The following is a 25456-nucleotide window of genomic DNA, read 5'->3' as shown; positions in this document are numbered from 1 at the left end:
CCATGGCCGCGCTGGAGACCCGCGACTGCCCCTGCGGCACCGGCCGGCCCTACGAGGCCTGCTGCGGCCGCTGGCACGGCGGCGAACCGGCCCCGGACGCGCTGGCGCTGATGCGCTCGCGCTACAGCGCCTACGTGCTGGGCCTGCCGGACTACCTGCGCGCCACCTGGCACCCCTCCACCCGCCCCACCGCGCTGGACCTGGACGATCCGGACGGCCTGCGCGTGGTCTGGCTGGGCCTGGCCATCAAGTCCCACCGCGCCGCCGGCGACCGCGCCGAGGTCGAGTTCGTCGCCCGCTACCGTGCCGGCGGCCGCCCCGCCGTGCGCATGACCGAGCGCAGCCGCTTCGTGCGCGGGGGCGGCCGCTGGTACTACGTCGACGGCGACGTCTCGTGAACGCGGGTCCCTCCCTCTCCGCATCCGCCTAACGCTTCCCTGACGCAGCGCTCATGGGCGCCCGGCTAGCGTGCCGCGATGGACCTGGCCACCCAAGTCCCCATCCCCGCCCGCCACTGCCAGGCCACGGCCGCCCGCTACGCCGCCGTACGTGCCGCCAGCGTGGCCCTGGCTGCGCCGCTGTCGCCCGAGGACGCCATGCTGCAGAGCATGGCCGACGCCAGCCCGGCCAAATGGCACCTGGCCCACACCACCTGGTTCTTCGAGCACTTCGTGCTGGCCCCGGCGGGCCTGGAGCCGCTGCAGCCGCACTGGCACTACCTGTTCAACAGCTACTACGACAGCGCCGGCCCGCGCCAGCCGCGGCCGCAGCGCGGGCTGCTGTCGCGGCCGTCGCTGGCTGCGGTGCTGGCCTGGCGCGAGGCGGTGGACGCGCGCGTGCTGCGCCTGCTCAAGGCCGGCACCCTGGCGCCGGCGCAGCTGCGCCGGCTGGAGCTGGGCCTGCACCACGAGCAGCAGCACCAGGAGCTGCTGCTGACCGACCTCAAGCACGCGCTGTGGAGCCAGCCGCTGCGCCCGGCCTACCGCCCGGACCTGCCGGATCCGGCCGCGCGCCCCGCCTCCGCGTTGCCGCTGCACTGGATCGGCAGCGGCGAGCAGGTGGTGGAGATCGGCGCCCCGGCCTGGCCGCAGGCGCCGGACTTCGCCTACGACAACGAGTCCCCCATGCACCGCGTGCTGCTGGCGCCGCACGCGCTGGCCAGCCGGCCGGTGAGCAACGCCGAGTACCGTCAGTTCGTGGAGGACGGCGGCTATCGCGATCCACGGCTGTGGCTCAGCGACGGCTGGGCCCGGGTCCAGGCCGAGGGCTGGGAACGGCCGCTGTACTGGGAGCCGGACCTGGAGCAGGCCTTCACCCTGGGCGGCCTGCGCGCGCTGGCCCCGCACGCGCCGGTCTGCCACCTCAGCTATTACGAGGCCGACGCCTTCGCCCGCTGGGCCGGGGCGCGCCTGCCGACCGAGGCCGAATGGGAACACGCCGCGCGCCAGCTGCCGCCGGACGGGCACTTCGCCGACGACGGCGTGCTGGAGCCGTGCCCGCCATCGGCCGGGGCCGGCCAGGGGCCGCTGCAGCTGTACGGCGACGCCTGGGAATGGACGTGCAGCGCCTACCTCGCCTATCCCGGCTTCCGTCCCTGGCAGGACGACACCGGCGAGTACAACGCCAAGTTCATGAGTGGCCAGTTCGTGCTGCGTGGCGGCAGCTGCGCCACCCCGCGCGGCCACGTGCGCGCGAGCTACCGCAACTTCTTCCCCCCGCACGCGCGCTGGCAGTTCTCGGGCCTGCGCCTGGCCCGCGACCTGCCGCGCAGCTGAGCGGAGCCCTGATGCCGCCCGCCGCGCTCGCCGCCAATCCCGTGCCCGCCGGGCCGACCCTGCGCGAGGACGTGCTGGCCGGGCTTTCGGCACGGCCGCGGCGGCTGCCATCCAAGTACTTCTACGACGCCCGCGGCTCGGCCCTGTTCGAGGCCATCACCCGGCAGCCGGAGTACTACCTGACCCGGGTGGAGCTGGCCCTGCTGCACGCGCGCATGCCGGCCATCGCCGCGGCGGTGGGCGCGGACGCGCACGTGGTCGAGTACGGCAGTGGCAGCGGCCTGAAGACCGAGCGCCTGCTGGCCGGGCTGCGCGCGCCGCTGGCCTACACCCCGGTGGAGATCTCGCCGGCGGCGCTGGAAGCCTGCGTGGCGCGCCTGCGCCCGCGCTTCCCCGGGGTGGCGATGCTGCCGCTGCAGGCCGACTTCACCCGCCCGCTGCAGCTGCCGCGGCCGCCGCGCGCGCCGGCGCGCACCCTGGTGTTCTTCCCCGGTTCGACCCTGGGCAACTTCGTCGAGGCCGAGGCGGTGCGGCTGCTGGCTGCGATGCGCGAGACCATCGGCCGCGACGGGCGCGCGCTGGTGGGCATCGACCTGGTCAAGGACCCGGCGCTGGTCGAGGCCGCGTACAACGACGCCGCCGGGGTCACCGCCGAGTTCACCCTCAACCTGCTGGTGCGGCTCAACCGCGAGCTGGCCGCGGACTTCGACCTGTCCGGCTTCGCCCATGACGCGCGCTACGTCCCGCAGCGCGAGCGCATCGAGACCCGCCTGGTGAGCCTGCGGCCGCAGCGGGTGCACGTGGCCGACCTGGCGTTCGACTTCGCCGAGGGCGAGGCGATCGAGGTCGAGTACAGCCACAAGTACACCGACCGGGGCTTCTCCGCGCTGGCCGCGCGCGCTGGGCTGGAGGTGGTCGACGGCTGGGGTGGCGAGCCGGAGGGTTTCGGCCTGCGCCTGCTGCGCCAGGCCGCGCGTTGACCGAGGGCAGGCCACGTGCGCCGGGTATCATGCAGCGGATTCCACGTCCGCATACCGCATGAGCCGAGCGACGTCCCGCATCCGCCTGGTCCTGTGCTGCCTGCTGGCAACCGCCTGCAGCGGGCCGGAGGCGCGTGCGCCGTTGCCGGACGCGGCGCCCGCCCCTCCCACAGCGACCGCTACCACCGTGACCAGTCCCACCGTCTTCGGCATGCCTCCCGACTTCGCCGCCTGGCAGCAGTCGCCCGCCACTACCGCCAGCGACACGGCCATCGATGTACCTGGCGTACGCCTGGGCCGGTTCGAGGGCCTGGACGCGGTGCTGGTGGAAACCCCGCACGCCAGCGCGGCGATCGCGCTGTTCGGCGGCCAGGTGCTGTCGTACGTGCCGCGCGGCGGCCAGGACGTGTTCTGGCTGTCGCCGCTGCGCGCGGAGCTGCCCACGCCGATCCGCGGTGGCACCCCGGTGTGCTGGCCGTTCTTCGGCCGCCAGGGCCAGGGCAACGACGTGCCCTCGCATGGCTTCGTGCGCACCCTGCCGTGGCGCCTGGTGGCGGCACGCGCGGCGGACGATGGCATCACCGTGGTGCTGGAGCCGCCGGCGCTGCAGGGCCTTGACCTGCGCCTGCGCACCGAGGTCCACGTCGGCCGCCACCTGCGCCAGGCGCTGCTGACCACCAACGCCGGCAGCGCGCCGGTGGTCTTCACCGAGGCGCTGCACAACTACTTCCGCGTCGCCGACGTGGAGCAGGTACGGGTCGAGGGCCTGGACGGGCGCACCTACCTGGACAAGAACGACGGCTACCGCGCCCACGCCCAGCACGGCGACTGGATCCTGGCCGATCCGCGCGACCCCGGCCGCAGCGACCGCACCTATCCCGCCGCCGGCGGCCGCTACCGCCTGGTCGATCCGGGCCTGGGCCGCGCGATCGAACTGCAGGTGGAGGGCGGTCGCAGCGCGGTGGTGTGGAATCCCGGCGCGCAGGCGGCGGCGAAGATGGCCGACGTCGGCCCGCACTGGCGCCAGTTCCTGTGCGTGGAGGCGGCCAATGCCGGACCGGACCTGGTCGCTCTGGCGCCCGGGCAGGCGCACGCGCTGGTGCAGACCATCGCCGTGCAGCCGCTTTGACCGGGGCCGGCCGCGTGCGTGCCTGCGTGGTTGTCGGCACCCATCGCCGCGCGCCCGCGCGGCGTCTGCCCGATAATGCGCGCCTGTCTCCAGCCGGCCACCCCGCGTGAGTCCAATCGCTTCCCACCGGCGCACGGCCGCGCTGGTCTTCATCTTCGTCACCGTGCTGATCGACGTGCTGTCGTTCGGCGTGATCATCCCGGTGCTGCCGCATCTGGTGCAGGAGTTCACCGGTGGCGACCTGGCGGCCGCGGCGCACTGGGTCGGCATCTTCGGCATGGTGTTTGCCGCGGTGCAGTTCCTGTCCACCCCGGTGCAGGGCGCGTTGTCGGACCGCTACGGCCGGCGTCCGGTGATCCTGGTCTCGTGCCTGGGCCTGGGCCTGGACTTCGTGGTCATGGCCCTGTCCACCTCGCTGGGCATGCTGCTGGTGGCGCGCATCATCTCCGGCGTGGCCTCGGCCAGCTTCACCACCGCCAACGCCTACATTGCCGACGTGACCCCGCCCGAGCGCAGGGCCAGGAGCTACGGCATGATTGGCGCCGCCTTCGGCCTGGGCTTCGTGGTCGGGCCGATGATCGGCGGCTGGCTGGGCGGGATCGACCTGCGCCTGCCGTTCTGGTTCGCCGCCGGGCTGGCGCTGCTGAACTTCCTCTACGGCGTGTTCGTGCTGCCCGAATCGCTGCCGCCGGAACGGCGCACGGCGCGCTTCGACCTGGCCCATGCCAACCCGTTCGGGGCGATGGTGCTGCTGCGCAGCTACCCGCAGGTGTTCGGCCTGGCCGCGGTGGTGCTGCTGGCCAACCTGGCGCACTACGTCTATCCCAGCGTGTTCGTGCTGTTCGCCGAGTACCGTTTCGCCTGGGGCCCGCGCGAAGTGGGCTGGGTGCTGGCCGGCGTGGGCGTGATGAGCATCATCGTCAACGCCCTGCTGGTCGGGCGCGTGGTGCGCGGCCTGGGCGAGCGCCGCACGCTGCTGCTGGGCCTGGGCTGTGGCGTGACCGGTTTCGCGATCTACGGCTTTGCCGGCACGCCCTGGCTGTTCCTGCTGGCGCTGCCGGTCAGCGCACTGTGGGCGCTGGCCTCGCCGGCCACGCAGGCGCTGATCACCCGCCAGGTCGGGCCGGAAGCCCAAGGCCGCATCCAGGGCGCGCTGATGAGCCTGGTGAGCCTGGCCGGCATCGTCGGCCCGGTGCTGTTCACCAGCGTGTTCGCGCTGTTCATCGGCGGGCGCGCACCGGCGCACTTGCCGGGCGCGCCGTGGCTGCTGGCGGCGCTGCTGCTGGGCGCGGCGTTCGCGGTCGGCTGGCGTTACGCGCGCCCGCCTGCGGAATAAGCGGCGCGGCCACCCGAAGGTGGCCACCCCGGTGGATCAGTCGTTCTCGACGTTGAGGATGCGGCCATCCTTCGGGTCGACGCGCAGCTCGACCTTCTGCCCGTCCTTGCGCTCACCCTCCGCCTTCCAGATGCCGTCGTCGAAGTCCACGTCGTGGATCTTCGAGTAGCCGGCGGCGGCCAGGCGCGCCTTCACGTCCTCGGCGCTGAGGCTGGACACCTGGTCATCGGCATGGATGCGGCCCTCGGCGTCCACCCGCACGTCGACCCGCTTGCCGTCGGCGCTGGTGGCGTCGGCTTCCCACATGCCGTCGTCGAACTCCACGTCGTTGATCCGGGTGTAGCCGGCGCTGGCCAGCAGCGCGCGTACCTGGACCTCGGTCAGGGCCTGGCTGGCGGCCTGCTGGCGCTCGGCGCCCGGTGCATTGGCCGGCTTGGCCTGGTCGGTCTGCTGCGCGGTGGCCGGCAGCGCCAGCGCCAGGGCGACCATCGCGGGGAAGTAAAGGCGGGCGGTACGCTTCATCGCAGTCTCCTGCTTCGGGTGTGGCTGCACCCTGCCGCGCCGCGGCTCAGTGGCGGGTGAACGGCACGGTTCTGACGCCGCCGGCGTTCAGCGCGGTGAACGCGTCGTGGCCCGCGCTGCTTTTGCTAGGCTGCACCCCATGGATGGAACCCCCCCGCTTCCCGACGGCCCCGGCGCCGCGCCCGGCCGACCGCGCGAGGACGCCGCGTGGCGCACCCTGCAGGCTGCCACCGCAGGCCTGCACGCGCAGGTCGAGTCGGTGCCGCTGATGGCGGCGTTGATGTCGCCGGCGGTCGACGAGGACATCGTGGCCGAGGTGCTGCAGGCGCTGCTGCGCATCCACGCCGGCTGGGAACAGGCCAATGCCGCGCGCCTGCAGGCGCTGGCCTGGCCCTGGCGTCCGCGTGCCGAGGGCCTGCGCTACGACCTGATGGCACTGGGCGTGCGTCCCGATACCGGGCAGGTGCCGGGACCGGTCGCGGCCTGCGAGGCCGAGGCCTGGGGCATGCTCTACGTGGTGGAGGGCTCGGCCCTGGGCGGGCAACTGATCGCCCGCCACCTGCGCGCGCGCCTGCCCGGGGTGGGCGCCGCGGTGCGCCACTTCGAATCCGCCGAAGGCCCCGGCTGGCCGGCGTTCCGCGCCGCCTTGGAACAGGCGCTGCCGGATGCCAGCCGCCGCGCCCGTGCGGTCGCCGGCGCGCAGGCGATGTTCACCCACTTCCATGGCCAGCTGGCCCGCAACAGCGTCGTCCACGACGACGCAGGAACCGTTCCCGCATGAGCCTTGCCCCCGAAGCGCCGGACCTCGACGCCTGCGCGCGCGAGCCGATCCACATCCCCGGTTCGATCCAGCCGCACGGCATCCTGCTGGTGGTCGACCCGGCCGACGGCCGCGTGCTGCAGGCCAGCGCCAATGCCGCCGCCGAGCTGCTCGGCGGCCAGGGCCAGGTGCAGGGCCAGCGCTGGGACGAACTGCTGCAGCTGGCGCCGGCGCAGGCCGCGGCGCTGCGCCCGGTGGAGCAGGCGGTGCACCTGGCGCATGCGCCGTGCACCGTGGTGCGCACCGGCCTGTCGCGTTGGACCGCCGCCTGGCACCTGTACCCGCAGCGCTGGCTGCTGGAACTGGAACCGGCCCAGGGCGCGCAGTCCCTGGCGCTGGGCGATGCCCTGCGCGCGCAGCGCGAGATCGACCGCGCCCCGGACATCGCCGAGGCCGCGCGCCACGCCGCCGCCGAAATCCGCGCGCTGGCCGGCTACGACCGGGTGATGGTCTACCGCTTCGACGAGGAATGGCACGGCGACGTGATCGCCGAGGTGCGCCGTCCCGGCCTGGAGAGCTACCTGGGCCTGCACTACCCGGCCAGCGACATCCCGGCGCAGGCGCGCGCGCTGTACCTGCGCACCCGCATCCGCCAGATCGTGGACGTGGGCTACACCCCGGTGCCGGTGGAGCCGGCGCTGGACCCGCGCGACGGCCAGCCGCTGGACCTCAGCGACGCCGCCCTGCGCAGCGTCTCGCCGGTGCACTGCGAATACCTTTCGAACATGGGCGTGGCCGCGACCCTGGTCACCTCGCTGGTGGTCAACGACCGCCTGTGGGGCCTGGTCGCCTGCCACCACTACCAGCCGCGCTTCGTCGACCAGACCGTGCGCGAGGCCTGCGAGGCGGTGAGCCAGGCCCTGGCCGCGCGCGTGGGCAGCCTGGAGGCGATCGCGCGCGCGGAGGTGGAGCTGTCGCTGCTGACCGTGCGCGAGAAGCTGATCACTGCCTTCTCCGAGGCCGAGGGCTTCACCCCGGAACTGCTCACCGACCTGGCCGGCGACCTGCTGGACGTGGTCGACGCCGACGGCGTGGCGGTGTTCCATGGCGAGCAGCTCAGCCGCCTCGGCCACACCCCGGACGAGGCCGGCCTGCGCCGCATCCGCGCCGCGCTGGAGACCAGCCCCGGGGTGCGCCGCGAGACCGACCACTCCGGCATCCTGCACGTGTCCGAGATCGGCGCCCTGTTCCCCGAACTGGGCGACCTGGCGCCCGACGCCGCCGGCTTCATCTACGTGCCGCTTCAACCACAGGCGCGCAGCGCCCTGCTGTGGACCCGGCGCGAGCAGGTGCGCACGGTGAACTGGGCCGGCAACCCGCAGCTGGCCAAGCTGGAGGACATCCCCGGCCGGCTGTCGCCGCGCAAGAGCTTCGAGCTGTGGCAGGACACCGTGCGTGGCCGCTCGCGCGCCTGGTCGCCGCTGCACCTGGACTCGGCGCGCAGCCTGCGCGTGCTGATCGAACTGATGGAGCGCAAGCGCGACCGCCAGGACCTGGTACTGCTGGAGGCGACCCTGGCGCGCATGCGCCACGGCGTGGCCATCATCGAACGCACCGGCGAACCGCCGCGCAGCCGCCTGGTGTTCGTCAACCCGGCCTTCGCCCGCGCCAGCGGCACCGTGGCCTCGGCCGCGCTGGGCCTGGACCTGCGCGAACTCGACCCGGCGCTGGCCGCCGCGATCGCCGAAAGCGACCTGGAAGGCCGCCTGGCCAGGGGCGAACCGCTGCGCGAACTGCTGCCCCTGTGCGGCGAGGACGGCCGCCGCACGCCATGGATCTTCGAGTTCGAACCCCTGCCCGAAACCGGCGCGCACTGGCTGCTGCAGCTGCGCCCGGCGGGCGGGCCGTAACCATAACCAGGGCAGGGGCGCCGTCACGCGCTGTGACGTTACCGCGGAGCGCGTATACGTAGCCCGGGTAGGCGAAGCGCAGCCGGGTTCCCGCTTCCCGTGGGAGAGGGCGGGGCGCCGATGCCTTTCCCGGTTGCGGGCGTGCGGCCTCCGGCCTTGGCCGGCTGCGCAAGCCGAAGCGTCGCGCTTCAACGGTGCGGGGCCGTGGCGACGGCCCGGGTGTTGTCGCGTTTCAACCGCGCAGGGGCGCGGCCTTGGCTGGGCTACGAAGCCAGCTCCATCCGCGTCTCGCCCAGCGCTGCACCCATCGGCCCCCAGCGCCGTTCGACGATCAGGCCGCCGCCGTCGCGCGCCAGCAACACCACGGTGCTGGCGCGGGTGCCGTATTCGGCGCCGCGGATGAAGGCGGCCGACAGCCAGCGCTCGCGCTCCAGGCCGATGCCGGTGTCCGGCAGCGCTTCGTCCGGATGGATACGGTCGTCGGCCAGCGCGTCGAACAGGGGCGCGAGGTTGCCGCCATCGCCGCCGGCATCCAGCCATGCCTGCAGGCGCGAACCGAGTGCCATGGCCTTCGGCCAGGCCGAATCCAGCGCGGCATTGGAAAGCGTGTGCACGCCGGGCTCGACCACGGCGCGCCGCGGCGCCGGCCGGTTGCTGGTCCACGTGCAGTGCCGGCGATCGGCCAGCAGCAGGTTGAAGGGGCGATAGGTGCCAGCGCACGGGAGCAGGTCGCGCGAGGCGCCATCGGCATCCTGGCGGCCGCGCAGCCAGTCGCTGGCCAGCAGGCCGCGCGAAAGCCCGTCCTGCGGCGCGCGCAGGTCGCGTACGTTGGTCACCAGCGCGCAGCGTCCGGCATCGTCCACGCCCAGCCAGGTGCCGCCGGCCTCGAGGTCGCGCCCGGCAACGATGCCCGGCGCATCCTCCCAGCGCGCCAGCGCCGCGGTCGGGCGTGCATGGAACTCGTCGCGGTTGCCGGCCAGCACCAGCCGCCAGCGCGGATGCGCGTCCCAGGCGAAGGCGACGACGCACATCAGGCCGGCCTCAGCGCCTGCCGCTTGCGTACCGCGGCGATCCAGCGCGCCGCCACCGCCGGCGAGGTGATGCACACCGCCTCGTCGGTGACCGTGGTCACCGCGCGCTCCAGCAGCTGGATGTCGGCCTCGTGCTGGCGCGCCACGTGCGGGTCCTCGAAGAACACCGCGCGCTGGCAGCGGCGCTCCAGCACCAGGTCGGCGATCTGGGCGTCGCCACCCATCGGGCCGCTGAGGAAGCGGTGCACCCAGGGCGTGTCCTGCGGCCAGCCGCGGCTCCAGGCCATCTCGTTGAGGCGCTGGCCGGTGGTGCCGGTGGCCACGCGGCGGCGGAAACGCGACAGCACGTCGTAGTTCTCGGCGGCGAAGGCCAGCATCTGCGGCTTCATCGCGTCGTGCGCGATCAGCGCCAGGGTCTGCGACTCGAAGGCGTGGAAGTGGTCGGCGCCCGGATCCGGCGCCAGCCCGGCATGGATGCGCTCGACCTCGATCCAGTCGCGCGCGCTGGCCACGGTGGAGATGAAGGGCTTGCCGTGGATCACGCACTGGCGCTTGAGCGCGATCGCCTCGGGGAACACCGAGGAAGGATCGACCGGGTCGATCAGGTAGATCGCCCCGTCCAGGGTGCGCGCATCGCCCTCCATGCCCACGACCTCGGCCACCAGCTTCATCAGCCCGCCGTCGCGGCCGTAGGGATAGCGCTTGAGGCCTGCGTAGCCGGCCAGCATGCCGGCGGCGACGATGGCGTCATGGGTGCGGCCGACGGCGTGCAGTTCCAGCCCCAGCTCGCGGATGCCCTGGCCGCTGGCGCGCAGCCAGCGGAACAGCGCGGCGTCCTCGGTGGCGTGGTGCAGGCGGTTGGCGGCAAGACCCATGCGCATAGGCGGCACTCCCCGGTGGTGGATGCCACAAGTCTAGCCGGGGTCGGAGCGGAATCAGTTGGCGCGCGTGTCCGCCTCGCTGCCGGTCCCCGACCCCTCCCCCCGGAGGCGGAGGGGCCTGTCCCCTGGGAGGGGCCGGGTCACTTCGATGAGGCGGCCACCTTCGCCGCGTATGCCTGCGCCTGCTCCAGCACGCGCAGGATGTTGCCGCCCCAGATGTTGGCGACCTGCTGCTCGGTATAGCCGGCCTGCAGCAGGCGCTCGGTGATGCGCGGGATCTGGGAGATGTCGGACAGGCCCGCCACCCCGCCGCCGCCATCCCAGTCGGCGCCGATGCCCACGTGGTCCGGGCCGGCGACCTCGAGGATGTGCAGCAGGTGGCGCATGTAATCCTCGAAGGTGGCCTCGGCCACCGGGTAGCGGCGGTCGATCTCCTCGCGCTTGCGCGCCAGCTCGCGCAGCACCTCGGGGCTGCGGCCGCCCTTGGCCTCGGCTTCCTCGTACAGCGCGCGCAGTGCGGCCTGGCGCTCCGGGATCACCGGGGTATCGACCAGGTAGGCGCCCAGCGCGTTGACCTGGATCACCCCGCCGTGCGCGGCCAGCCTGCGCAGGCGCTCGTCGTCGATGTTGCGCGGGTTGTCGTGCACCGCGTCGGCCGAGCTGTGCGAGAGCACGAACGGCACCTTGGACAGCGCGATCAGGTCGTCGAACACCGCGTCGGAGGAGTGTGACTGGTCGAGCACGATGCCCAGGCGGTTGGCCTCGGCCACCAGCGCCTTGCCCGCCGGGCTCAGCCCGCCCCACTCGGCGCCTTCGCCCTCGCGCGGGTTGGAAGAGTCGCCGAACTCGTTGTTGCCGATATGGGTGATGCCCAGCATGCGCAGGCCCTGGGCATGGAAGAACGACAGCAGGCTGGGATCGGCGGCCAGCGGCGAGGCGTTCTCCATCGAGATGAACACCACCTTCCTGCCGGCGGCCTTGATCCGGCGCGCGTCGTCGGCGGTCAGCGCCAGCTCGAACTTGTCCGGGTGCCGCGCCACCATCTCGCGGATCTGCAGCAGCCGGCCCAGGGCCTCGTCGCGGGTGCGGCGGTTGCTCTCCGGGCTGCGGTCGCCCTGGCCGGTGTAGATCACCCAGAAGCCGCCGTCGAGGCCGCCCTCGACCATGCGCGGGTAATCCACCTGCGAGAACGGGCCTTCGTCGCGATGGTCGTCGACGATGCTCCAGCCCGGCCGCCCGAGGTTGAGCGGGGTGTCCAGGTGGGTATCGAGCACCAGCATGCGGTCGTGCAGTGCCCGTGCGGGCGAGGCGGCCGGCTTGGCGGCGTGGGCGGGAAGTGCGGCGGCAAGCGCCAGGGCGAGCAGGGCGGGGACAGCGGTCTTGCGCAAGTTCGTTCCTCTCGGCTTTACAGGTCCACGCTCAAGGTGACCTGCCAGGTACGGTCGGGCCCCGGCCGGTAGGTGGCCGGGCCACTGACCACCGGGTTGATCGTGCCAAGGTAATCGCGGTCGAACAGGTTGTCGACGTTGATCCGCAGCCGCGCGTTGCGCAGCAGGCCCTGGCCGAACGCCTCCCCGCCCAGGTCCAGGTAGACGTTCCACACCGCGTAGCCGCCGACCTTCTCGGTGTTGGTGTAGTTGCTGTAGCGCTCGCCCACGTAGCGCCCGGAAAGGTTGAGCACGCCCCAGCGCCCGGCCTCCCAGGTGATGCCGGCCTGCGACAGCCACTGTGGGCTGTCCGGCACGCGGTTGCCGGCGATGGCGAAGGTGGAGAAGTCGTCCTTGAACTCGGCCCGGTTCCAGCTGAGGTTGCCATTGAACGCCACCCGGTCGCCCAGCACGCGCGGCTTCCACACGCCGCTGGCTTCCACGCCGTAGGCCTCGACCTCGCCCACGTTCTGGAAGAAGGTCTCGGTGGTGCCGCTGCCGGGCACCGGCGAGGCATAGGCCTGCAGGCGGTTGTCGAAGCGCGAGGAATACAGCGCGACCACGCCGTTGAAGGTGGCGCGGTTGCTGCGCAGGCCCAGTTCCAGGTTCTCGGCGGTCTCCGCCTCCGGGCCCGGCGCGGCCGGACTGGCCTGGGAATAGATGTCGTCCGCGCCCTGCGGCAGGGCGAGGGTCTGCGACCAGGAGGCGAACAGCTGCTCGCGCCCGAACGACCAGACCACGCCGGCCTGCGGCAGGAAGCCGTCCTTCCAGTTGTCGCGGATCACCGGGCGGCGGCCGGCGATGTAATCGCCGGGGTTGCGCGCGCCGGCGATCTCGTAGTCCAGGTCCAGCGCCTTGGCACCCAGCTCGATCGCCAGGCGCTCGTCCAGCAGGCGCCAGGTGTCCTTCAGGTGCAGCTGGGTGCTGCGGCGGGTGGACCAGAAGTCGCGCTGCAGGTGCACCGGTTGGTCCAGCAGCGGCCGCCCGGCGGGGTTGCCGCCGGCCTGGTTGTAGCGTGCCTGGGTGCGGTGGTACTCGTCGCGCTCGCGCCAGGCGCCCACGTCCAGGGTATGCGCGCCCACCACCCAGGTCGCCGCGGCCACCAGGCCCTCGCGGGTGCCACCGACCGTGGACAGCCCATACTGCAGTCCCAGCGGCGCGTGCAGGCCGGGGACCAGCAGGCGCTGCGCGTTGTGGCTGGACAGCGAGGTGGCATAGGCCTCGGGCGAGACGCCGTAGCCTTCCTTGTCCTCGTAGTAGGCGGTGGCACGCAGTTCCACGTCCGGCCCGGCCACGAACGCGCCACTGAGCCCGTACAGGGTGTCGGTGCGCTGGTTGATCGCCTGCTGGTAGTACTGGTTGTAGGCGCCGTTGCTGTAGGCGATGCCGGGGGCGGTGACCGGCAGGTCGGGAACGTAGCCCAGGTAACCGTAGTGGCGCCCGCTGCGGCCGAAGATGTCGCCGGCGGTGCCGTGGTACTGCGCCTTGCTGACCGACGGGGTGTCGTAGTCGAAGAACTCGTTGTGCACGACCTTCAGGTCGAGCGTGCTGCCGTTGGCCCACTGGTAGCGGCCCCTGGCCTCGATGTGCTCGCGGTCGATGGTGCCGGGACCGCGCCACAGCTCGCTGTCGATCTTGGAGCGGCTGATGTAGCCGGAGAAGCCGCCGTGCTGGCCGCTGTCGAGCTTGATGAAGCTGCGGTTGAGGTCGTCGGCGCCGAAGGTCTGCGACAGCTGCACGCCAAACTCCGCCGCCGGCGCCAGGCTCTGGTACTGCACGACCGGGCCGAGCGAGGCGTAGCTGGGCAAGGCCACGTCGCCGGCGCCCTGCGAGGCGGTCACCCGCCAGGTGTTCTCGTTGTCCACGTAGCGGAACACCGGGCTGCCGCCGAACTGGTCGCTGCGGCCCAGGGGGATGCCGTCGAGCACGAAGCCGATCTGGCGGAAGCCGAACGCGCGCACGAACACCGAGTTGCCGAACTCGTAAAGGCCCAGCGCGTCGTTGGCCTGCACGTTGAAGCCCGGCAGCGACTCCAGCATCTTCAGGCCGGAGATGCCGGCCGGCGCCGACAGCAGGGCCTCGTGGTCGATGGCGATGGTGTTGCGCACCTGGTCGGTGCCGATGGCCGCATCGGCCTGGGCCACGCGCGCGCCGGTGACCACCACCTTGTCCAGGGTGGTGGCCTGGGGCTCGGCAAGCGCGGGCAGGGCGAGGGCATGGCTGACGGCCAGGGCGAGGGCATGGCTGACGGCCAGGGCGAGGGCAAGACGACGGCGCGCGGCGGCCGTGGTGACGGGCTGCTTCATGGTTCTGGTCTCGTGTGGAGGCGCCGGCCCGGTGGCGGGCGTGCGGCTTATGACGGGAACGACTCTAGAAGCCGGTCACAAACCCGGTCCATGCCCGCAAGCGCGATTCCTCATGGCGATTCGCCAACAGGAAATGACGCGCGGTGCTGTCCCCGCTCGGGCTCATGTCGTCCGCCGCGGCCGCAACCCCACCCGCACGATTACGCCCGCCACCAGCCCCCAGAACGCCGCGCCCACGCCCAGCAGCGACAGCCCCGAGGCGGTGACCAGGAAGGTCACCAGCGCCGCCTCGCGCTCGTCCGCCTCCTGCAGCGCGGTGGCCAGGCTGTTGCCCAGGGTGCCGATCAGGGCGATGCCGGCGATCGCCAGCACCAGTGCCTGCGGGAACGCGGCGAACAGCCCCGCCACGGTGGCCCCGAACAGCCCCACCAGCAGGTAGAAGATCCCGGCCCACACCGCCGCCATGTACCGCCGCGCCGGATCGGCGTGCGCTTCCGGACCCATGCAGATGGCCGCGGTGATCGCCGCCAGGTTCAGCGCGAACGCCCCGAACGGCGCCAGCAGCAGCGTCGCCACGCCGGTCCATCCGACCGCCGGCGACACCGGCACCGGATACCCGGAGGCGCGGATCACCGCCACGCCCGGCACGTTCTGCGAGGCCATGGTCACCACGAACAGCGGCAGCGCCACGCCCAGCACCGCGCCCAGGCCCAGGCGCGGCGTGGTCCATTCCGGACGTGCCAGTTCCAGCCGCAGCTGGCCCACGTCCAGCTGCGCGGTCAATGCCGCCACCGCGGTGCCCGCGGCCAGGGTGAGGATGATGGCGTAGCGCGGCCACAGCCGCCGCGAGGCCAGCCACGCCACCAGCATGGTGAGCACCAGCAGCGGTTGCGCCTGGATCGCGCCGAACGCATCCACGCAGAAGCGCAGCAGCACGCCGGCGAGCATGCCCGAGGCCAGCGACAGCGGGATCCGTCCCAGCAGCCGCTCGAACACGCCGGAAAAACCTGCGGCCGTGATCAGCAGGGCCGACAGCAGGAAGCCGCCGATCGCCTCGGCCATCGGCACGCCGGCCGCGCTGGTGACCAGCACCGCCGCGCCAGGCGTGGACCAGGCGGTGACCACCGGCATCTTCCAGCGCAGTGACAGGCCGATGCAGGTCGCGCCCATGCCCAGCCCCAGCGCCCACATCCACGAAGCGGTCTGCCCCGGCGTGGCGCCCAGCGCCTGCGCCGCCTGGAACACGATGGCCGCGGAACTGGCAAAGCCCACCAGCACGGTCACGAAGCCGGCGGCAATGGCGGATACGGACTGGTCGCGCCACAGGCGCGCTGGAAGGGATTCGGCTGGCATACGGGGATTGTGGTGCAACGGCGGCGCCTGCGTGACGGGAAGGATGCAACAGTCTTTCCGACCGCGGGGCGGGGGCACGAATGCGGATTGCGCCCCAACCTTTTCACCGGCCCACTAGACCCTGAGTAACCGGGTAGGTTGGTCACCCTGGATCCGCCACCATGGATTGCGCCGGCGCAAAGGAGACAAGCGTAGCTGGCGCGCCACCCCGGATGCGGCCTTCGGCCTCATCCGGGCGACGGGCGACGGGAGATGCGGGTTTGGCAGGGCCCCCGGCCCTCTGCCCAACCCCTCCCCCGGTGGGGGGAGGGGCGTGTCGCTCAGGCCACCGCTTCGGCGTACTGCGGCGTGCGCACCGGCGGCTGGGCGCCCAGCAGTTCGGCAATGCTCGCCGCCGCGTCGCGGCCCTCGGCCACGGCGGTGACCACCAGGTCCGCGCCGCGCACCGCGTCGCCACCGGCAAACACGCGCGGGTGCGAGGTCTGGTACGGCAGGCGCTCGCCGCCGCCGGCGAGGATGCGGCCGTTGGGCGTGCCTTCGATGCCGAGCCTGGTCATCCACTCCGGCACGGTCGGCGAGAAGCCGAAGGCGATGATCACCACATCGGCCTCGATCACCGACTCGCTGCCCTCGATCGGCACCGCCACGCGGCGGCCGCGCGCATCCGGCTCGCCCAGCTTCGTCTCGACCACGCGCACGCCTGTGACCCGGTTGAGCTCGTCGGTCTCGATCGCCAGCGGCTGGCGGTTGAACAGGAAGCGCACGCCTTCCTCGCGGGCGTTGGCCACCTCGCGCGCCGAGCCGGGCATGGAGGCCTCGTCGCGGCGGTAGGCACAGGTGACGCGCGCCGCGCCCAGGCGGATCGCGCTGCGCACGCAGTCCATGCCGGTGTCGCCGCCGCCCAGCACCAGCACGCGGCGACCGGCCAGGTCGGGCAGCTTGATGTGGTCTTCCCAGCCGGCGATCGGCCGGCTCTGCGCCGTGGCCGGATCGGCGCCGGTGACGATGCGCCCGTTCTGCACCAGGAACGGCAGCGCCGGCAGCACGCCCTCGGCGTCCTGGCCCGGCAGGCCGCCATCGGTGTAGCGGTAGGCGCCGGTGCCGAGGAACACGGCGTCGTACTCCTCCAGAAGCTGCTCCAGGGTGACGTCGCGGCCGACCTCCACGCCCAGCCGGAACTGGATGCCCATGCCCTCCAGCACCTCGCGCCGGCGCGAGATCACCGCCTTGTCCAGCTTGAAGGTGGGGATGCCGAACTGCAGCAGGCCGCCGATCTGCTCGTAGCGGTCGTAGACCACGGCCTGGATGCCGACCCGCGCCAGGCGGTCGGCGCAGGCGATGCCGGCCGGGCCGGCGCCAACCACCGCCACGCGATGGCCGGTCGGCTCCACCGCCGACAGGTCCGGGCGCCAGCCCTGCTCGAAGGCGGTGTCGACGATGTACTTCTCCACCGCACCGATGGTCACCGCGCCGAAGCCGTCGTTGAGCGTGCAGCTACCCTCGCAAAGACGGTCCTGCGGGCACACCCGGCCGCACACCTCCGGCAGCGGGTTGGTGCTGTGGCACAGCTCGGCGGCCTCGCGGATGCGGTTCTCCTGCACCAGCTGCAGCCACTGCGGGATGGCGTTGTGCACCGGGCACTTCCAGCTGCAGTACGGGTTGCCGCAGTCCAGGCAGCGGCCGGACTGGTGGCTGGCCTCCTGCGCGCCGAAGCGGCCGTACAGCTCGCCCCAGTCGCCGGCGGTGCGCAGTTCCACCGGGATGCGCCGCGGCATCTCGCGCGGCATTTCCAGGAACTGGAAGACTTGCTTGCGACTCATTACGCGGCCCTCCGCAGGCTGTCGGCCAGCGATTCGATGCTCGCGGCCTTGGGCTTGACCAGCCAGAACTTGCCCACGTAGTCGCGGAACTCGTCCAGGATCTGCTGGGCCCAGATGCTGCCGGTCAGCTCGCGGTGGCGGGTGATCAGCCGGTGCAGGTGCTGGCGGTAGCTCTCGAAGCCCTCCGGGCTGATGCGATGGATGTCGATCAGCTCGTGGTTGTAGCGGTCCACGAAGTCGCGGTCCTGGTCCAGCACGTAGGCCAGGCCACCGGTGAAGCCGGCGCCGAAGTTCAGGCCCACCCGGCCCAGCACCAGCACGCAGCCGCCGGTCATGTACTCGCAGCAGTGGTCGCCCGCACCCTCGACCACCGCCAGCGCGCCGGAGTTGCGCACGGCGAAGCGCTCGCCGGCGCGGCCGGCCGCGAACAGCTCGCCGCCGGTGGCGCCGTACAGGCAGGTGTTGCCGATGATCGGGGTGCTGCGCGCCTCGAACCGCGCACCGCGCGGCGGGCGGATCACCAGGCGGCCGCCGGCCATGCCCTTGCCGACGTAGTCGTTGGCCTCGCCCTCCAGCTCCATGTGCAGGCCGCCGGCGTTGAACGCACCGAAGCTCTGGCCCGAGGTGCCGCGGAAGTGCAGGGTGAGCGGCGCGTCCTCCATGCCGTGGTTGCCGTGCAGGCGGGCGATCGTGCCGGACAGGCGCGCGCCGATGCTGCGGTCGGTGTTGTGGATCAGGAAGCGGTGGTCGCCGCCCTTCCTGTCGCGGATCACGTCGGCCAGCTGCACGTCCAGCTGGGTGGCCAGGCTGTCCGGCGACTCGTACAGGCGCGCGGCGGCGCAGCGGTCCTCGTCGCGCGGGCTGGGCACCAGCAGCCTGGACAGGTCCAGCCTGACGCCCTCGCGCGGTGCGGCCTCGATCTGCCGCAGCAGGTCGGTGCGGCCCACGATCTCGTCCAGCGAGCGCGCGCCCAGGTAGGACAGCCAGCCACGCACTTCCTCCGCCAACAGGCGGAAGAAGTTCTCCACCCGCTCCGGCAGGCCGGTGAAGTGGTCCATGCGCAGGCGCTCGTCCTGGGTGGCCACGCCGGTGGCGCAGTTGTTGAGGTGGCAGATGCGCAGGTACTTGCAGCCCAGCACGATCATCGGCGCGGTGCCGAAGCCGAAGCTGTCGGCGCCCAGCAGCGCGGCCTTGACCACGTCCAGGCCGGTCTTCAGGCCGCCGTCGGTCTGCAGGATGGCGCGGTCGCGCAGGTCGTTGGCCACCAGCGCCTGGTGCGACTCGGCCACGCCCAGCTCCCACGGCCCGCCCGCGTAGCGGATCGAGCTGACCGGGCTGGCGCCGGTGCCGCCATCGTGGCCGGACACGGTGATCAGGTCGGCGCCGGCCTTGACCACGCCGGCGGCGATCGTGCCCACGCCGGCATGGCTGACCAGCTTCACAGAGACCAGCGCCTGCGGATTGACCTGCTTGAGGTCGTAGATCAGCTGGGCCAGGTCCTCGATGGAGTAGATGTCATGGTGCGGCGGCGGGCTGATCAGGCCGATGCCGGGGCGCGCGTAGCGCAACCGTGCGATCAGCTCGTTGACCTTGTGCCCCGGCAGCTGGCCGCCCTCGCCGGGCTTGGCGCCCTGGGCGATCTTGATCTGCAGCACCTCGGCGTTGACCAGGTACTCCGGGGTGACGCCGAAGCGGCCGGAGGCCACCTGCTTGATCTTGGAGCGCTTCTCGGTGCCGTAGCGGGCCGGGTCCTCGCCACCCTCGCCGGAGTTGGAACGGCCGCCGAGGCGGTTCATGGCGATGGCCAGCGCCTCGTGCGCCTCCGGCGACAGCGCGCCCAGCGAGATGGCGGCGGTGTCGAAGCGGCGCAGCAGGTCCGAGGCCGGGGCGACTTCCTCCAGCGGCACCGGGGCGTCAGCCGGCTTGAGCTCCAGCAGGTCGCGCAGCGCCGACGGCGGGCGCGAGTGCACCGCCTCGGTATAGGCCTTCCAGTCCTCGGCGCGCCCGGTGCGGGTGGCCTTCTGCAGGCTCATGACCACGTCCGGGTTGTACATGTGGTACTCGCCGCCGTGGACGTACTTGATCAGGCCGCCGACCTCCGGCTTCTTCAGCTCGTTCCAGGCCGCCGCCTGCAGGGCGCGGGCGTCCGCGTCCAGCCGCGCGAACCCGGCGCCGCCCACCCGCGAGGGCGTGCCGCCGAAGCACAGGTCGACCACTTCCTTCTCCAGGCCGACGATCTCGAACAGCTGCGCGCCGCGGTAGCTGGCGATGGTGCTGATGCCCATCTTCGAGATGATCTTGCTCAGGCCCTTGTACAGGCCCTTGCGGTAGCTGCGGCCGATCTGCGCGACCTCGCCCTTCTTCAGCTGCAGGATGCCGCGCCGGCCCATGTCGAACAGGGTCTGGTACGACAGGTACGGGTACACCGCGGTGGCGCCGTAGCCCAGCAGGCAGGCCATGTGGTGCGCGTCGCGCGCGGTGCCGGTCTCGATGATGAGGTTGACGTCGCAGCGCAGGCCGACGTTGCACAGGTGGTGGTGGACCGCGCCGGTGGCCAGCAGGGCGTGGACCATCGGCCGCTCCGGCACCGGGTAGCGGTCGGACAGCAGCAGCAGGACGATGCCCTCGCGCGCGGCCTGCTCGGCCTCGCGGCAGATGCGCTCGATGCCCGCCTTGAGCCCTTCCTCCGGCGCATAGGACAGGTCGATCAGCCGGTTCTTGTCCGCGTACTGCGGCATCTTCAGCAGCTCGCGCAGCTTGCGCTGGCTCAGCACCGGCGAGTTGAGGATGACGTGGTTCACCGTCTCCGGGCCGGCATGGAAGATGTTGGTCTCCTTGCCCAGCTGGGTGTACAGCGACATCACGCAGTCTTCCCGCAGCGGGTCGATCGGCGGGTTGGTCACCTGCGCGAACGCCTGGCGGAAGTAGTCGTACAGCGGCCGGCTGCGCTGGCTCAGCACCGCCATGGGCGTGTCGTCGCCCATCGAGCCGGTGGCCTCCTGCTCGGTCTCGGCCATCGGCCGCAGCACCAGCTCCACCTCCTCGGTGGTGAGCTGGAACAGCTTGTGGTAGCTGCGCAGGGTCTTCTCGTCGAACGGCTCCTCGGCCAGCGACGGGTCGATCAGCTCGGTCTGCAGCCAGGTCACGCCCTGGTGCAGCCACTGCTTGTACGGGGCGCGGGTGCGGTTGATGCGGTCCACCGCCTCGCTGTCCAGCAGGTCGCCGCGGCGCAGGTCGATGGCGATCATCTCGCCCGGGCCAAGCTTGCCCTTGCGCACGATGCGCTCGGTCGGCACCTCCCACACGCCGGCCTCGGAGGCGACGATGAAGTGGCGGTCGGAGGTCAGCATCCAGCGCGAGGGGCGCAGGCCGTTGCGGTCCAGGGTGCAGCAGGCGTAGCGCGCGTCCATGGACACGATGCCGGCCGGGCCGTCCCACGGCTCGGTGTTGAGCGCGTAGAACTCGTAGAACGCGGCCAGGTCCGGGTCCTTGAACTCCAGCGACTGGGTCGCCGGCGGCACCAGGATGCGCAGCGCCTGGATCAACTCCATGCCGCCGTTGACCAGCAGCTCGAGCATGTTGTCCAGGCTCTGCGAGTCCGAGCCGTGCATGGACACGATCGGCTCCAGCTCGGCGATGTCGAAGCGCGGGGTCTTCCACACCTTGCCGCGGGCCTGCGCCCAGCGGCGGTTGCCCTCGATGGTGTTGATCTCGCCGTTGTGGGCGAGCATGCGGAACGGGTGGGCGAGCGGCCAGCGCGGCAGGGTGTTGGTGGAGAAGCGCTGGTGGAAGACGATGGCGCTGGAGGCCAGTTCGGGGCGCTGCAGGTCCAGGTAGAAGCCGGAGAGCTTGTCCGGCAGGACCATGCCCTTGTAGCCGATGGCGTGGGCCGCGAGGGTCACCACGTAGTAGTCGGCGATGTCGGCGAGCTGCTGCTCGCTGCGGCGGCGCGCAAGGAACAGCGCCAGGTTGAAGCTTTCCTCGTCCTGCCCTTCGCCGGCCTGGACGTAGATCTGTTCGATGAGAGGCAACGTTTGCCTTGCCAGTTCCCCACAGACACGCGTGTCTGTGGGTACAGCCCGCCAGCCGAGGATGCTGAGGCCGGCGCGTCGGAGCTCATGCTCCAGGGTTTCGCGACAGCGCTGCGCCAGCGCCTGCTCGTCCGGCAGGAACACCAGTCCGGAGGCGAAGCGCGCGGCGTCGTCCAGGGCGATGCCGGCTTCGCGCGCCAGGGTGCGCAGGAAGGCGTCCGGGCGCCGGATCAGCAGGCCGCAACCATCGCCGGTCAGGCCGTCGGCGGCCACGCCGCCGCGGTGGGTCATGCGCGAGAGCGCGGCGATCGCGGTATCGACGAGCGCGCGCGAGGGCTGGTCGTCGAGCTGGGCGATCATGCCGAAGCCGCATGCGTCGCGCTCGGAGGAAGGATCGTAGAGCCCGTGCGGTTGCTGGTGCCCGTGGCGGTTGCGAAGGGCCATCTGTGCCTCGAGTAAAGCGGGCATCCGGGTGCGTTTTCCCGAACGCTGGCGAGGGCGGCACCGCACACCGTTTCAGTAGAAACGTGCGCTACCCGTTTGCCGCCGGAATACCCGAATTAAGCACAGTTGTTGCGGTGCCGCAAGGTGCCGCGGCGCACGGAAAATACATGCAATTGCAACCTTCGTCCGCGCGCCGCGCGCAGCGGCGTATTCAGCCGCAGCGCAGGGACACGATCTGGTTGGCCTCGTCCACTTCCACGTTCAGGCGCGCGCCGTTGAACTCCAGCGTCACCGCCTGGCCCGGCTTGAGCACGCGCACCGAATCGGCACCGGCATCGGTACGCGCCTGCTCGACCAGTTCATCGCTGGCGGTCTCGCCGACCAGGCCCTGCACCGGCGCGGCATCGCAGCTGGGCGGCGGCGGCGGCTCGGTGGCGGCCGGCCCGGTGTCGGCCGCCGATTCCAGCGCCTTGCGCGCGGCAAGCAGCGCCTGCTGCTGCTCCTCATCGTCGCTCAGGGTGCCGTTGTTGCCGGCGCAGGCGGCCAGGCCCAGCAGGACCAGCGGAAGCACGAGGCGGGGACGGAAGCGCATGGGCAGTCTCCGGGTTGGAATTCGACGGCACAGGTTAAGGGGCGCGCATTCGCGAAGCGTTAACCGTTGCATGTTGACGCGCCGGATGCGGCCGCCCGCCGAGACTGGCGCTCCCCCAACCCGCGGAAGCTCCCCTGGCCACCCCCGTCGCCGCCGCCGATCCGGAAGCCGCCCGGCGCGATGCCGACCGCGCCGGCCTGGTCTACGTGGCCGACACCGACCCGGGCATCCGCCGCCGCAGGCAGGGCCGCGGCTTCGGCTACCGCGACCCCGCCGGCCGCGCGGTGCGCGACCGCGCCACGCTGGCGCGGATCCGCGCCCTGGCCATCCCGCCAGCCTGGGCCGACGTATGGATCTGCGCCGACCCCCGCGGCCACCTCCAGGCCACCGGCCGCGACGCCCGCGGCCGCAAGCAGTACCGCTACCACCCGGAGTGGGCGCTGCATCGCGGCCAGGGCAAGTTCGAGCGCATCCTCGCCTTCGGCAAGGCCCTGCCGGCGCTGCGCCGGCGCATCCGCCGCGACCTGGCCCTGCCCGGCTACCCGCGCGAGAAGGTACTGGCGATGGTGGTCGCGCTGATGGACCACACCCTGCTGCGGGTGGGCAACGAGACCTACCGCCAGCAGAACCGCTCCTACGGCCTGACCACCCTGCGCAACCACCACATCCGCTTCCTGGCCGGCGGCCGCGCCCACATCTCGTTCCGCGGCAGGGCGGGCCAGCCGCAGGAAGCGGTCGTCGACGACCGCCGCCTGGCCCGGCTGGTGCGCCGCTGCCGCGAACTGCCGGGCCAGTGTCTGTTCCAGTACCGCGACGACGACGGCAACGTGCAGCCGGTGCAGTCCAACCAGGTCAACGACTACCTCCGCGAGACCATGGGCGAAGCCTTCACCGCCAAGGACTTCCGCACCTGGGGCGGCACCGTGGCCGCGATGCGCGCGCTGGCCGCGCTCGAGGCCGCTGCCAGCGAGCGCGAGTGCAATGACCTGCAGGTGCAGGTGATACGCGAAGTGGCCAGTTTGCTGGGCAACACCCCCGCCGTCTGCCGCAAGGCCTACATCGACCCGCGCGTGTTCGACGGCTGGCGCGACGGCAGCCTGCAACGCCACTGCAGCCGTTGCCGCGGCGACCGCCAGTGGGAACAGGCCGCCCTGGTCTTCCTCCGCCGCACCCGCCGCGCCACCGCGTAGCCCGGAAGGGCCGCTGGCCGGACCGTTCCCGTCATCCCGCAGCCCGGATAAGGGCTGCGTGCCGCATCGGGGCAACAAACCGCCAAGCCATCCCGTTCCGGCGAAAGCCCTGGCCCGGATACAACCGCAGGCCGTATCGGGGGCGCGCAAGCCCGCCACGCCAAGCTCCCGCCCCCGTCATCCCGCGAAAGCCGGGGCCCGGCGGCTTCCAAACAGGCCCGCAGCTACCGCTCAACCACACCGCAACGCCGTAATGGCGTTGTTGTCCCCGGTCTCCACCACCAGCCGCGGCCCACCCGCGCCCCCGGTGCCGGGCTCCGGCAGGGTCGCGCTGCCCGCGCGATCGCCCTGGCCCCGCACCAGCACCACCTCGGTGCTGTCGCTGTCGATGCGCGCGCGCTCCACCGTGGTCGCCGAAGCCGCCAGGCCCACCGCGCCGCGGACCATGTCCACGTGGCACTGCCCCGATACCACCCCGTCGATCGGCTCGACATGCTGGGCCAGGGGCGAAGACGCACAGCCGGCCAGGACAAGGCAGGCGGGCAGGGCAAGGAAGGCAAGGCGCATGGTCCGGATCTCCAGGAAAACCGGAACCAGCCTGTCGCCCCGGGCGTCGCCGCCCGATGAAGGCCCCAAAAGCAAGACCCCCCGCCGCAAGGGCGAGGGCTCGGATCTGGCGCGCCTGGAGGGATTCGAACCCCCGACCAATGGCTTCGGAAGCCACTACTCTATCCGGCTGAGCTACAGGCGCGTTGTGCGGAACCGGCGGCCATGGCCGCCTTCATCCCCGATGGCCGGGCCACCGGACCGCGCTCCAGGCCGACGGGCCAAGGCGCGGTCGCGCATTGTAACGGAATCCGTCCGCCGCTGGAGACGGCACGCGCCCGTCCGCCAACGTGCAGGTGAACAGGCGCCCGCGAACGCCTACCGGATGCCCCGTCGCGCATGCGATGCTGCAGGTGCACATAAGCAAGTGGCATCGACAGGAATCCCGGCAAGGAGGCGCCGAATGAAGTGGCAATGGCTGGTCGCCCCCGGCAGCGCCATCTACCTGGTCCCGCTGGTCCTGCTGGCCGGCGCGGCCGTGGTCCTGCGCGACCGCAGCGCGACCCGCGCCGTGCTGCGCTGGTGGGCCGCGGTCGCCGGCGTCTGCCTGCTGGTCGCCGCCAGCAAGATCGCCTTCTACGGCTGGGGTACCGGCGTCCGCGCCTGGGACCTGACCTGCTTCAGCGGCCACACCGCCCTGTCACTGGCAGTGTGGCCGGTGGTGCTGATGCTGCTGGCGCCCCAGGACAGTCCCGGCCGGCGCGCCACCGCCGCGCTCGCCGGCACTGCCTTCGCTGGACTGATCGGCTACTCGCGCATCCCCCTGGGCGCGCACCCCGTCTCGGAGGTCATCGCCGGCCTGCTGCTTGGCGGCCTGGGCGCCGCCCTGGGCCTGCGCGCCATGTGGCGGCGGAGCCTGCACGGCACCTTCCTGCCGGCCATCGTCCTCGCTATCGGCGTCTCGGTCGTACTGCCCCCGGACCGCGTGGTCGCATTCTCCAGTGAGAAGTGGTTCAAAAAAATCGGCACCGCCCTCGCCGGCACCGAGCGTCCCTATAGCCGAAAGAAGTGGCGACTTGTGACCGTTACCACTACTTCACGCGGCCTACACATGTGAGGATAGGCCCCGCGGGGAGGTCCGCAAGAACACCCAGGGGGATACAACATGCTGATGTTCGTTGCCGGCGTGCTGTGTGGCGCGTGTTTCGGGGCGGTAGCACTGGGGATCTGCTATTCCGCCGCTTCGCCAAAGCGACTGAGGGCATCGCGCTGAGTAATGCTGGCATCGGGCGCAGGCCCTGGCGGGCGAGCTAGAACGCCTGCGCCCGATGCCATTCCCATGCGCTACGGATGATGTCGCATAGATCGGTCCAGACAGGCTCGTAAGCTTCCCCGATCCGCAGACACCCCATAAGTAGAACTT

Annotated in this window: 19 protein-coding genes and 1 tRNA gene; 9 read left to right on the top strand and 11 right to left on the bottom strand. The window is 72.0% G+C overall.

The window, feature by feature from the left end; translation table 11 throughout:
- Positions 1–2: 2 nt before the first annotated feature.
- From B351_RS0112050 to B351_RS0112030, 5 genes are all read left to right on the top strand, one after another.
- Positions 3–398: a YchJ family protein gene (locus tag B351_RS0112050; protein ID WP_019399296.1), complete on the top strand. Its 396-nt coding sequence runs from the start codon at positions 3–5 to the stop codon at positions 396–398.
- Between the two features lie 78 nt (positions 399–476).
- Positions 477–1775 carry an ergothioneine biosynthesis protein EgtB gene (gene egtB, locus B351_RS0112045; protein WP_019399295.1) on the top strand — a complete coding sequence of 433 codons (1299 nt, stop codon included), beginning with the start codon at positions 477–479 and terminating at the stop codon, positions 1773–1775.
- An 11-nt stretch (positions 1776–1786) separates the two neighbouring features.
- Positions 1787–2755 carry an L-histidine N(alpha)-methyltransferase gene (gene egtD, locus B351_RS0112040; protein WP_019399294.1) on the top strand — a complete coding sequence of 323 codons (969 nt, stop codon included), beginning with the start codon at positions 1787–1789 and terminating at the stop codon, positions 2753–2755.
- 187 nt (positions 2756–2942) lie between these two features.
- Positions 2943–3884 carry a D-hexose-6-phosphate mutarotase gene (locus B351_RS0112035; protein WP_232207930.1) on the top strand — a complete coding sequence of 314 codons (942 nt, stop codon included), beginning with the start codon at positions 2943–2945 and terminating at the stop codon, positions 3882–3884.
- Positions 3885–3990: 106 nt separating this feature from the next.
- Positions 3991–5220, top strand: coding sequence for a TCR/Tet family MFS transporter (locus B351_RS0112030; RefSeq protein ID WP_019399292.1), 1230 nt, complete (start codon positions 3991–3993; stop codon positions 5218–5220).
- 36 nt (positions 5221–5256) lie between these two features.
- Here the strand turns inward: B351_RS0112030 and B351_RS0112025 are convergent, their stop codons facing one another.
- The gene (locus B351_RS0112025; RefSeq protein WP_037035195.1) at positions 5257–5742 is read right to left on the bottom strand and encodes a PepSY domain-containing protein; all 486 of its coding nucleotides are present in this window, start codon (positions 5740–5742) and stop codon (positions 5257–5259) included.
- A gap of 139 nt (positions 5743–5881) precedes the next feature.
- On the opposite strand from B351_RS0112025, the gene B351_RS0112020 reads away from it, so the two are divergent.
- Positions 5882–6523 (top strand): biliverdin-producing heme oxygenase, encoded by a 642-nt coding sequence (locus B351_RS0112020; RefSeq protein WP_019399290.1) that lies wholly within the window; start codon positions 5882–5884, stop codon positions 6521–6523.
- Positions 6520–8412 carry a bacteriophytochrome BphP gene (gene bphP / locus B351_RS0112015; RefSeq protein ID WP_019399289.1) on the top strand — a complete coding sequence of 631 codons (1893 nt, stop codon included), beginning with the start codon at positions 6520–6522 and terminating at the stop codon, positions 8410–8412. The genes B351_RS0112020 and bphP overlap by 4 nt, the downstream gene beginning before the upstream one ends.
- Positions 8413–8675: 263 nt before the next feature.
- On the opposite strand, the gene B351_RS0112010 is transcribed toward bphP, so the two are convergent.
- From B351_RS0112010 to B351_RS0111975, 8 genes are all read right to left on the bottom strand, one after another.
- On the bottom strand, positions 8676–9443 hold the full coding sequence (locus B351_RS0112010; RefSeq protein ID WP_019399288.1) for an NRDE family protein: 768 nt from the start codon (positions 9441–9443) through the stop codon (positions 8676–8678).
- Positions 9443–10324 carry a methylglyoxal synthase gene (locus tag B351_RS0112005; protein ID WP_019399287.1) on the bottom strand — a complete coding sequence of 294 codons (882 nt, stop codon included), beginning with the start codon at positions 10322–10324 and terminating at the stop codon, positions 9443–9445. The genes B351_RS0112010 and B351_RS0112005 overlap by 1 nt, the downstream gene beginning before the upstream one ends.
- A gap of 140 nt (positions 10325–10464) precedes the next feature.
- Positions 10465–11712, bottom strand: a complete 1248-nt coding sequence (locus B351_RS0112000; RefSeq protein ID WP_019399286.1) for a dipeptidase — start codon at positions 11710–11712, stop codon at positions 10465–10467.
- A 17-nt stretch (positions 11713–11729) separates the two neighbouring features.
- Complete coding sequence (locus tag B351_RS0111995; RefSeq protein WP_019399285.1) at positions 11730–14057, bottom strand: TonB-dependent receptor; 2328 nt, start codon at positions 14055–14057, stop codon at positions 11730–11732.
- Between the two features lie 162 nt (positions 14058–14219).
- On the bottom strand, positions 14220–15410 hold the full coding sequence (locus B351_RS0111990; protein ID WP_019399284.1) for a benzoate/H(+) symporter BenE family transporter: 1191 nt from the start codon (positions 15408–15410) through the stop codon (positions 14220–14222).
- 320 nt (positions 15411–15730) lie between these two features.
- Positions 15731–17230 carry an FAD-dependent oxidoreductase gene (locus B351_RS0111985; protein WP_019399283.1) on the bottom strand — a complete coding sequence of 500 codons (1500 nt, stop codon included), beginning with the start codon at positions 17228–17230 and terminating at the stop codon, positions 15731–15733.
- Complete coding sequence (gltB, locus tag B351_RS0111980) at positions 17230–21705, bottom strand: glutamate synthase large subunit (RefSeq protein WP_019399282.1); 4476 nt, start codon at positions 21703–21705, stop codon at positions 17230–17232. Before gltB ends, B351_RS0111985 begins: the two co-directional genes overlap by 1 nt.
- A gap of 211 nt (positions 21706–21916) precedes the next feature.
- Positions 21917–22297: an I78 family peptidase inhibitor gene (locus B351_RS0111975; RefSeq protein ID WP_019399281.1), complete on the bottom strand. Its 381-nt coding sequence runs from the start codon at positions 22295–22297 to the stop codon at positions 21917–21919.
- Positions 22298–22401: 104 nt separating this feature from the next.
- Between B351_RS0111975 and B351_RS0111970 the strand changes: the two genes are divergently transcribed.
- Complete coding sequence (locus B351_RS0111970) at positions 22402–23487, top strand: DNA topoisomerase IB (protein WP_407059583.1); 1086 nt, start codon at positions 22402–22404, stop codon at positions 23485–23487.
- Between the two features lie 231 nt (positions 23488–23718).
- Here B351_RS0111970 and B351_RS0111965 read toward each other — a convergent pair whose 3' ends face one another.
- Both B351_RS0111965 and B351_RS0111960 read right to left on the bottom strand, forming a co-directional pair.
- Entirely contained in the window at positions 23719–24054 is a 336-nt protein-coding gene (locus B351_RS0111965; RefSeq protein WP_026010659.1) for a hypothetical protein, read from the bottom strand.
- A 107-nt stretch (positions 24055–24161) separates the two neighbouring features.
- Positions 24162–24238, bottom strand: a tRNA-Arg gene (locus B351_RS0111960).
- A gap of 258 nt (positions 24239–24496) precedes the next feature.
- On the opposite strand from B351_RS0111960, the gene B351_RS17155 reads away from it, so the two are divergent.
- Positions 24497–25150 carry a phosphatase PAP2 family protein gene (locus B351_RS17155; protein ID WP_019399278.1) on the top strand — a complete coding sequence of 218 codons (654 nt, stop codon included), beginning with the start codon at positions 24497–24499 and terminating at the stop codon, positions 25148–25150.
- Positions 25151–25456 lie beyond the last annotated feature (306 nt).

Source organism: Pseudoxanthomonas sp. GW2 (assembly GCF_000283075.1).
GTDB lineage: Bacteria > Pseudomonadota > Gammaproteobacteria > Xanthomonadales > Xanthomonadaceae > Pseudoxanthomonas.
This window is presented reverse-complemented; position numbering and strand designations above follow the sequence as displayed.

Coding starts and splice junctions, on each gene's coding strand:
- B351_RS0112050 (WP_019399296.1), top strand. CDS start 3: ATGGCCGCGCTGGAGACCCGCGACTGCCCCTGCGGCACCGGCCGGCCC.
- egtB (WP_019399295.1), top strand. CDS start 477: ATGGACCTGGCCACCCAAGTCCCCATCCCCGCCCGCCACTGCCAGGCC.
- egtD (WP_019399294.1), top strand. CDS start 1,787: ATGCCGCCCGCCGCGCTCGCCGCCAATCCCGTGCCCGCCGGGCCGACC.
- B351_RS0112025 (WP_037035195.1), bottom strand. CDS start 5,742: ATGAAGCGTACCGCCCGCCTTTACTTCCCCGCGATGGTCGCCCTGGCG.
- B351_RS0112020 (WP_019399290.1), top strand. CDS start 5,882: ATGGATGGAACCCCCCCGCTTCCCGACGGCCCCGGCGCCGCGCCCGGC.
- bphP (WP_019399289.1), top strand. CDS start 6,520: ATGAGCCTTGCCCCCGAAGCGCCGGACCTCGACGCCTGCGCGCGCGAG.
- B351_RS0112010 (WP_019399288.1), bottom strand. CDS start 9,443: ATGTGCGTCGTCGCCTTCGCCTGGGACGCGCATCCGCGCTGGCGGCTG.
- B351_RS0112005 (WP_019399287.1), bottom strand. CDS start 10,324: ATGCGCATGGGTCTTGCCGCCAACCGCCTGCACCACGCCACCGAGGAC.
- B351_RS0111995 (WP_019399285.1), bottom strand. CDS start 14,057: ATGAAGCAGCCCGTCACCACGGCCGCCGCGCGCCGTCGTCTTGCCCTC.
- B351_RS0111990 (WP_019399284.1), bottom strand. CDS start 15,410: ATGCCAGCCGAATCCCTTCCAGCGCGCCTGTGGCGCGACCAGTCCGTA.
- B351_RS0111985 (WP_019399283.1), bottom strand. CDS start 17,230: ATGAGTCGCAAGCAAGTCTTCCAGTTCCTGGAAATGCCGCGCGAGATG.
- gltB (WP_019399282.1), bottom strand. CDS start 21,705: ATGGCCCTTCGCAACCGCCACGGGCACCAGCAACCGCACGGGCTCTAC.
- B351_RS0111975 (WP_019399281.1), bottom strand. CDS start 22,297: ATGCGCTTCCGTCCCCGCCTCGTGCTTCCGCTGGTCCTGCTGGGCCTG.
- B351_RS0111965 (WP_026010659.1), bottom strand. CDS start 24,054: ATGCGCCTTGCCTTCCTTGCCCTGCCCGCCTGCCTTGTCCTGGCCGGC.
- B351_RS17155 (WP_019399278.1), top strand. CDS start 24,497: ATGAAGTGGCAATGGCTGGTCGCCCCCGGCAGCGCCATCTACCTGGTC.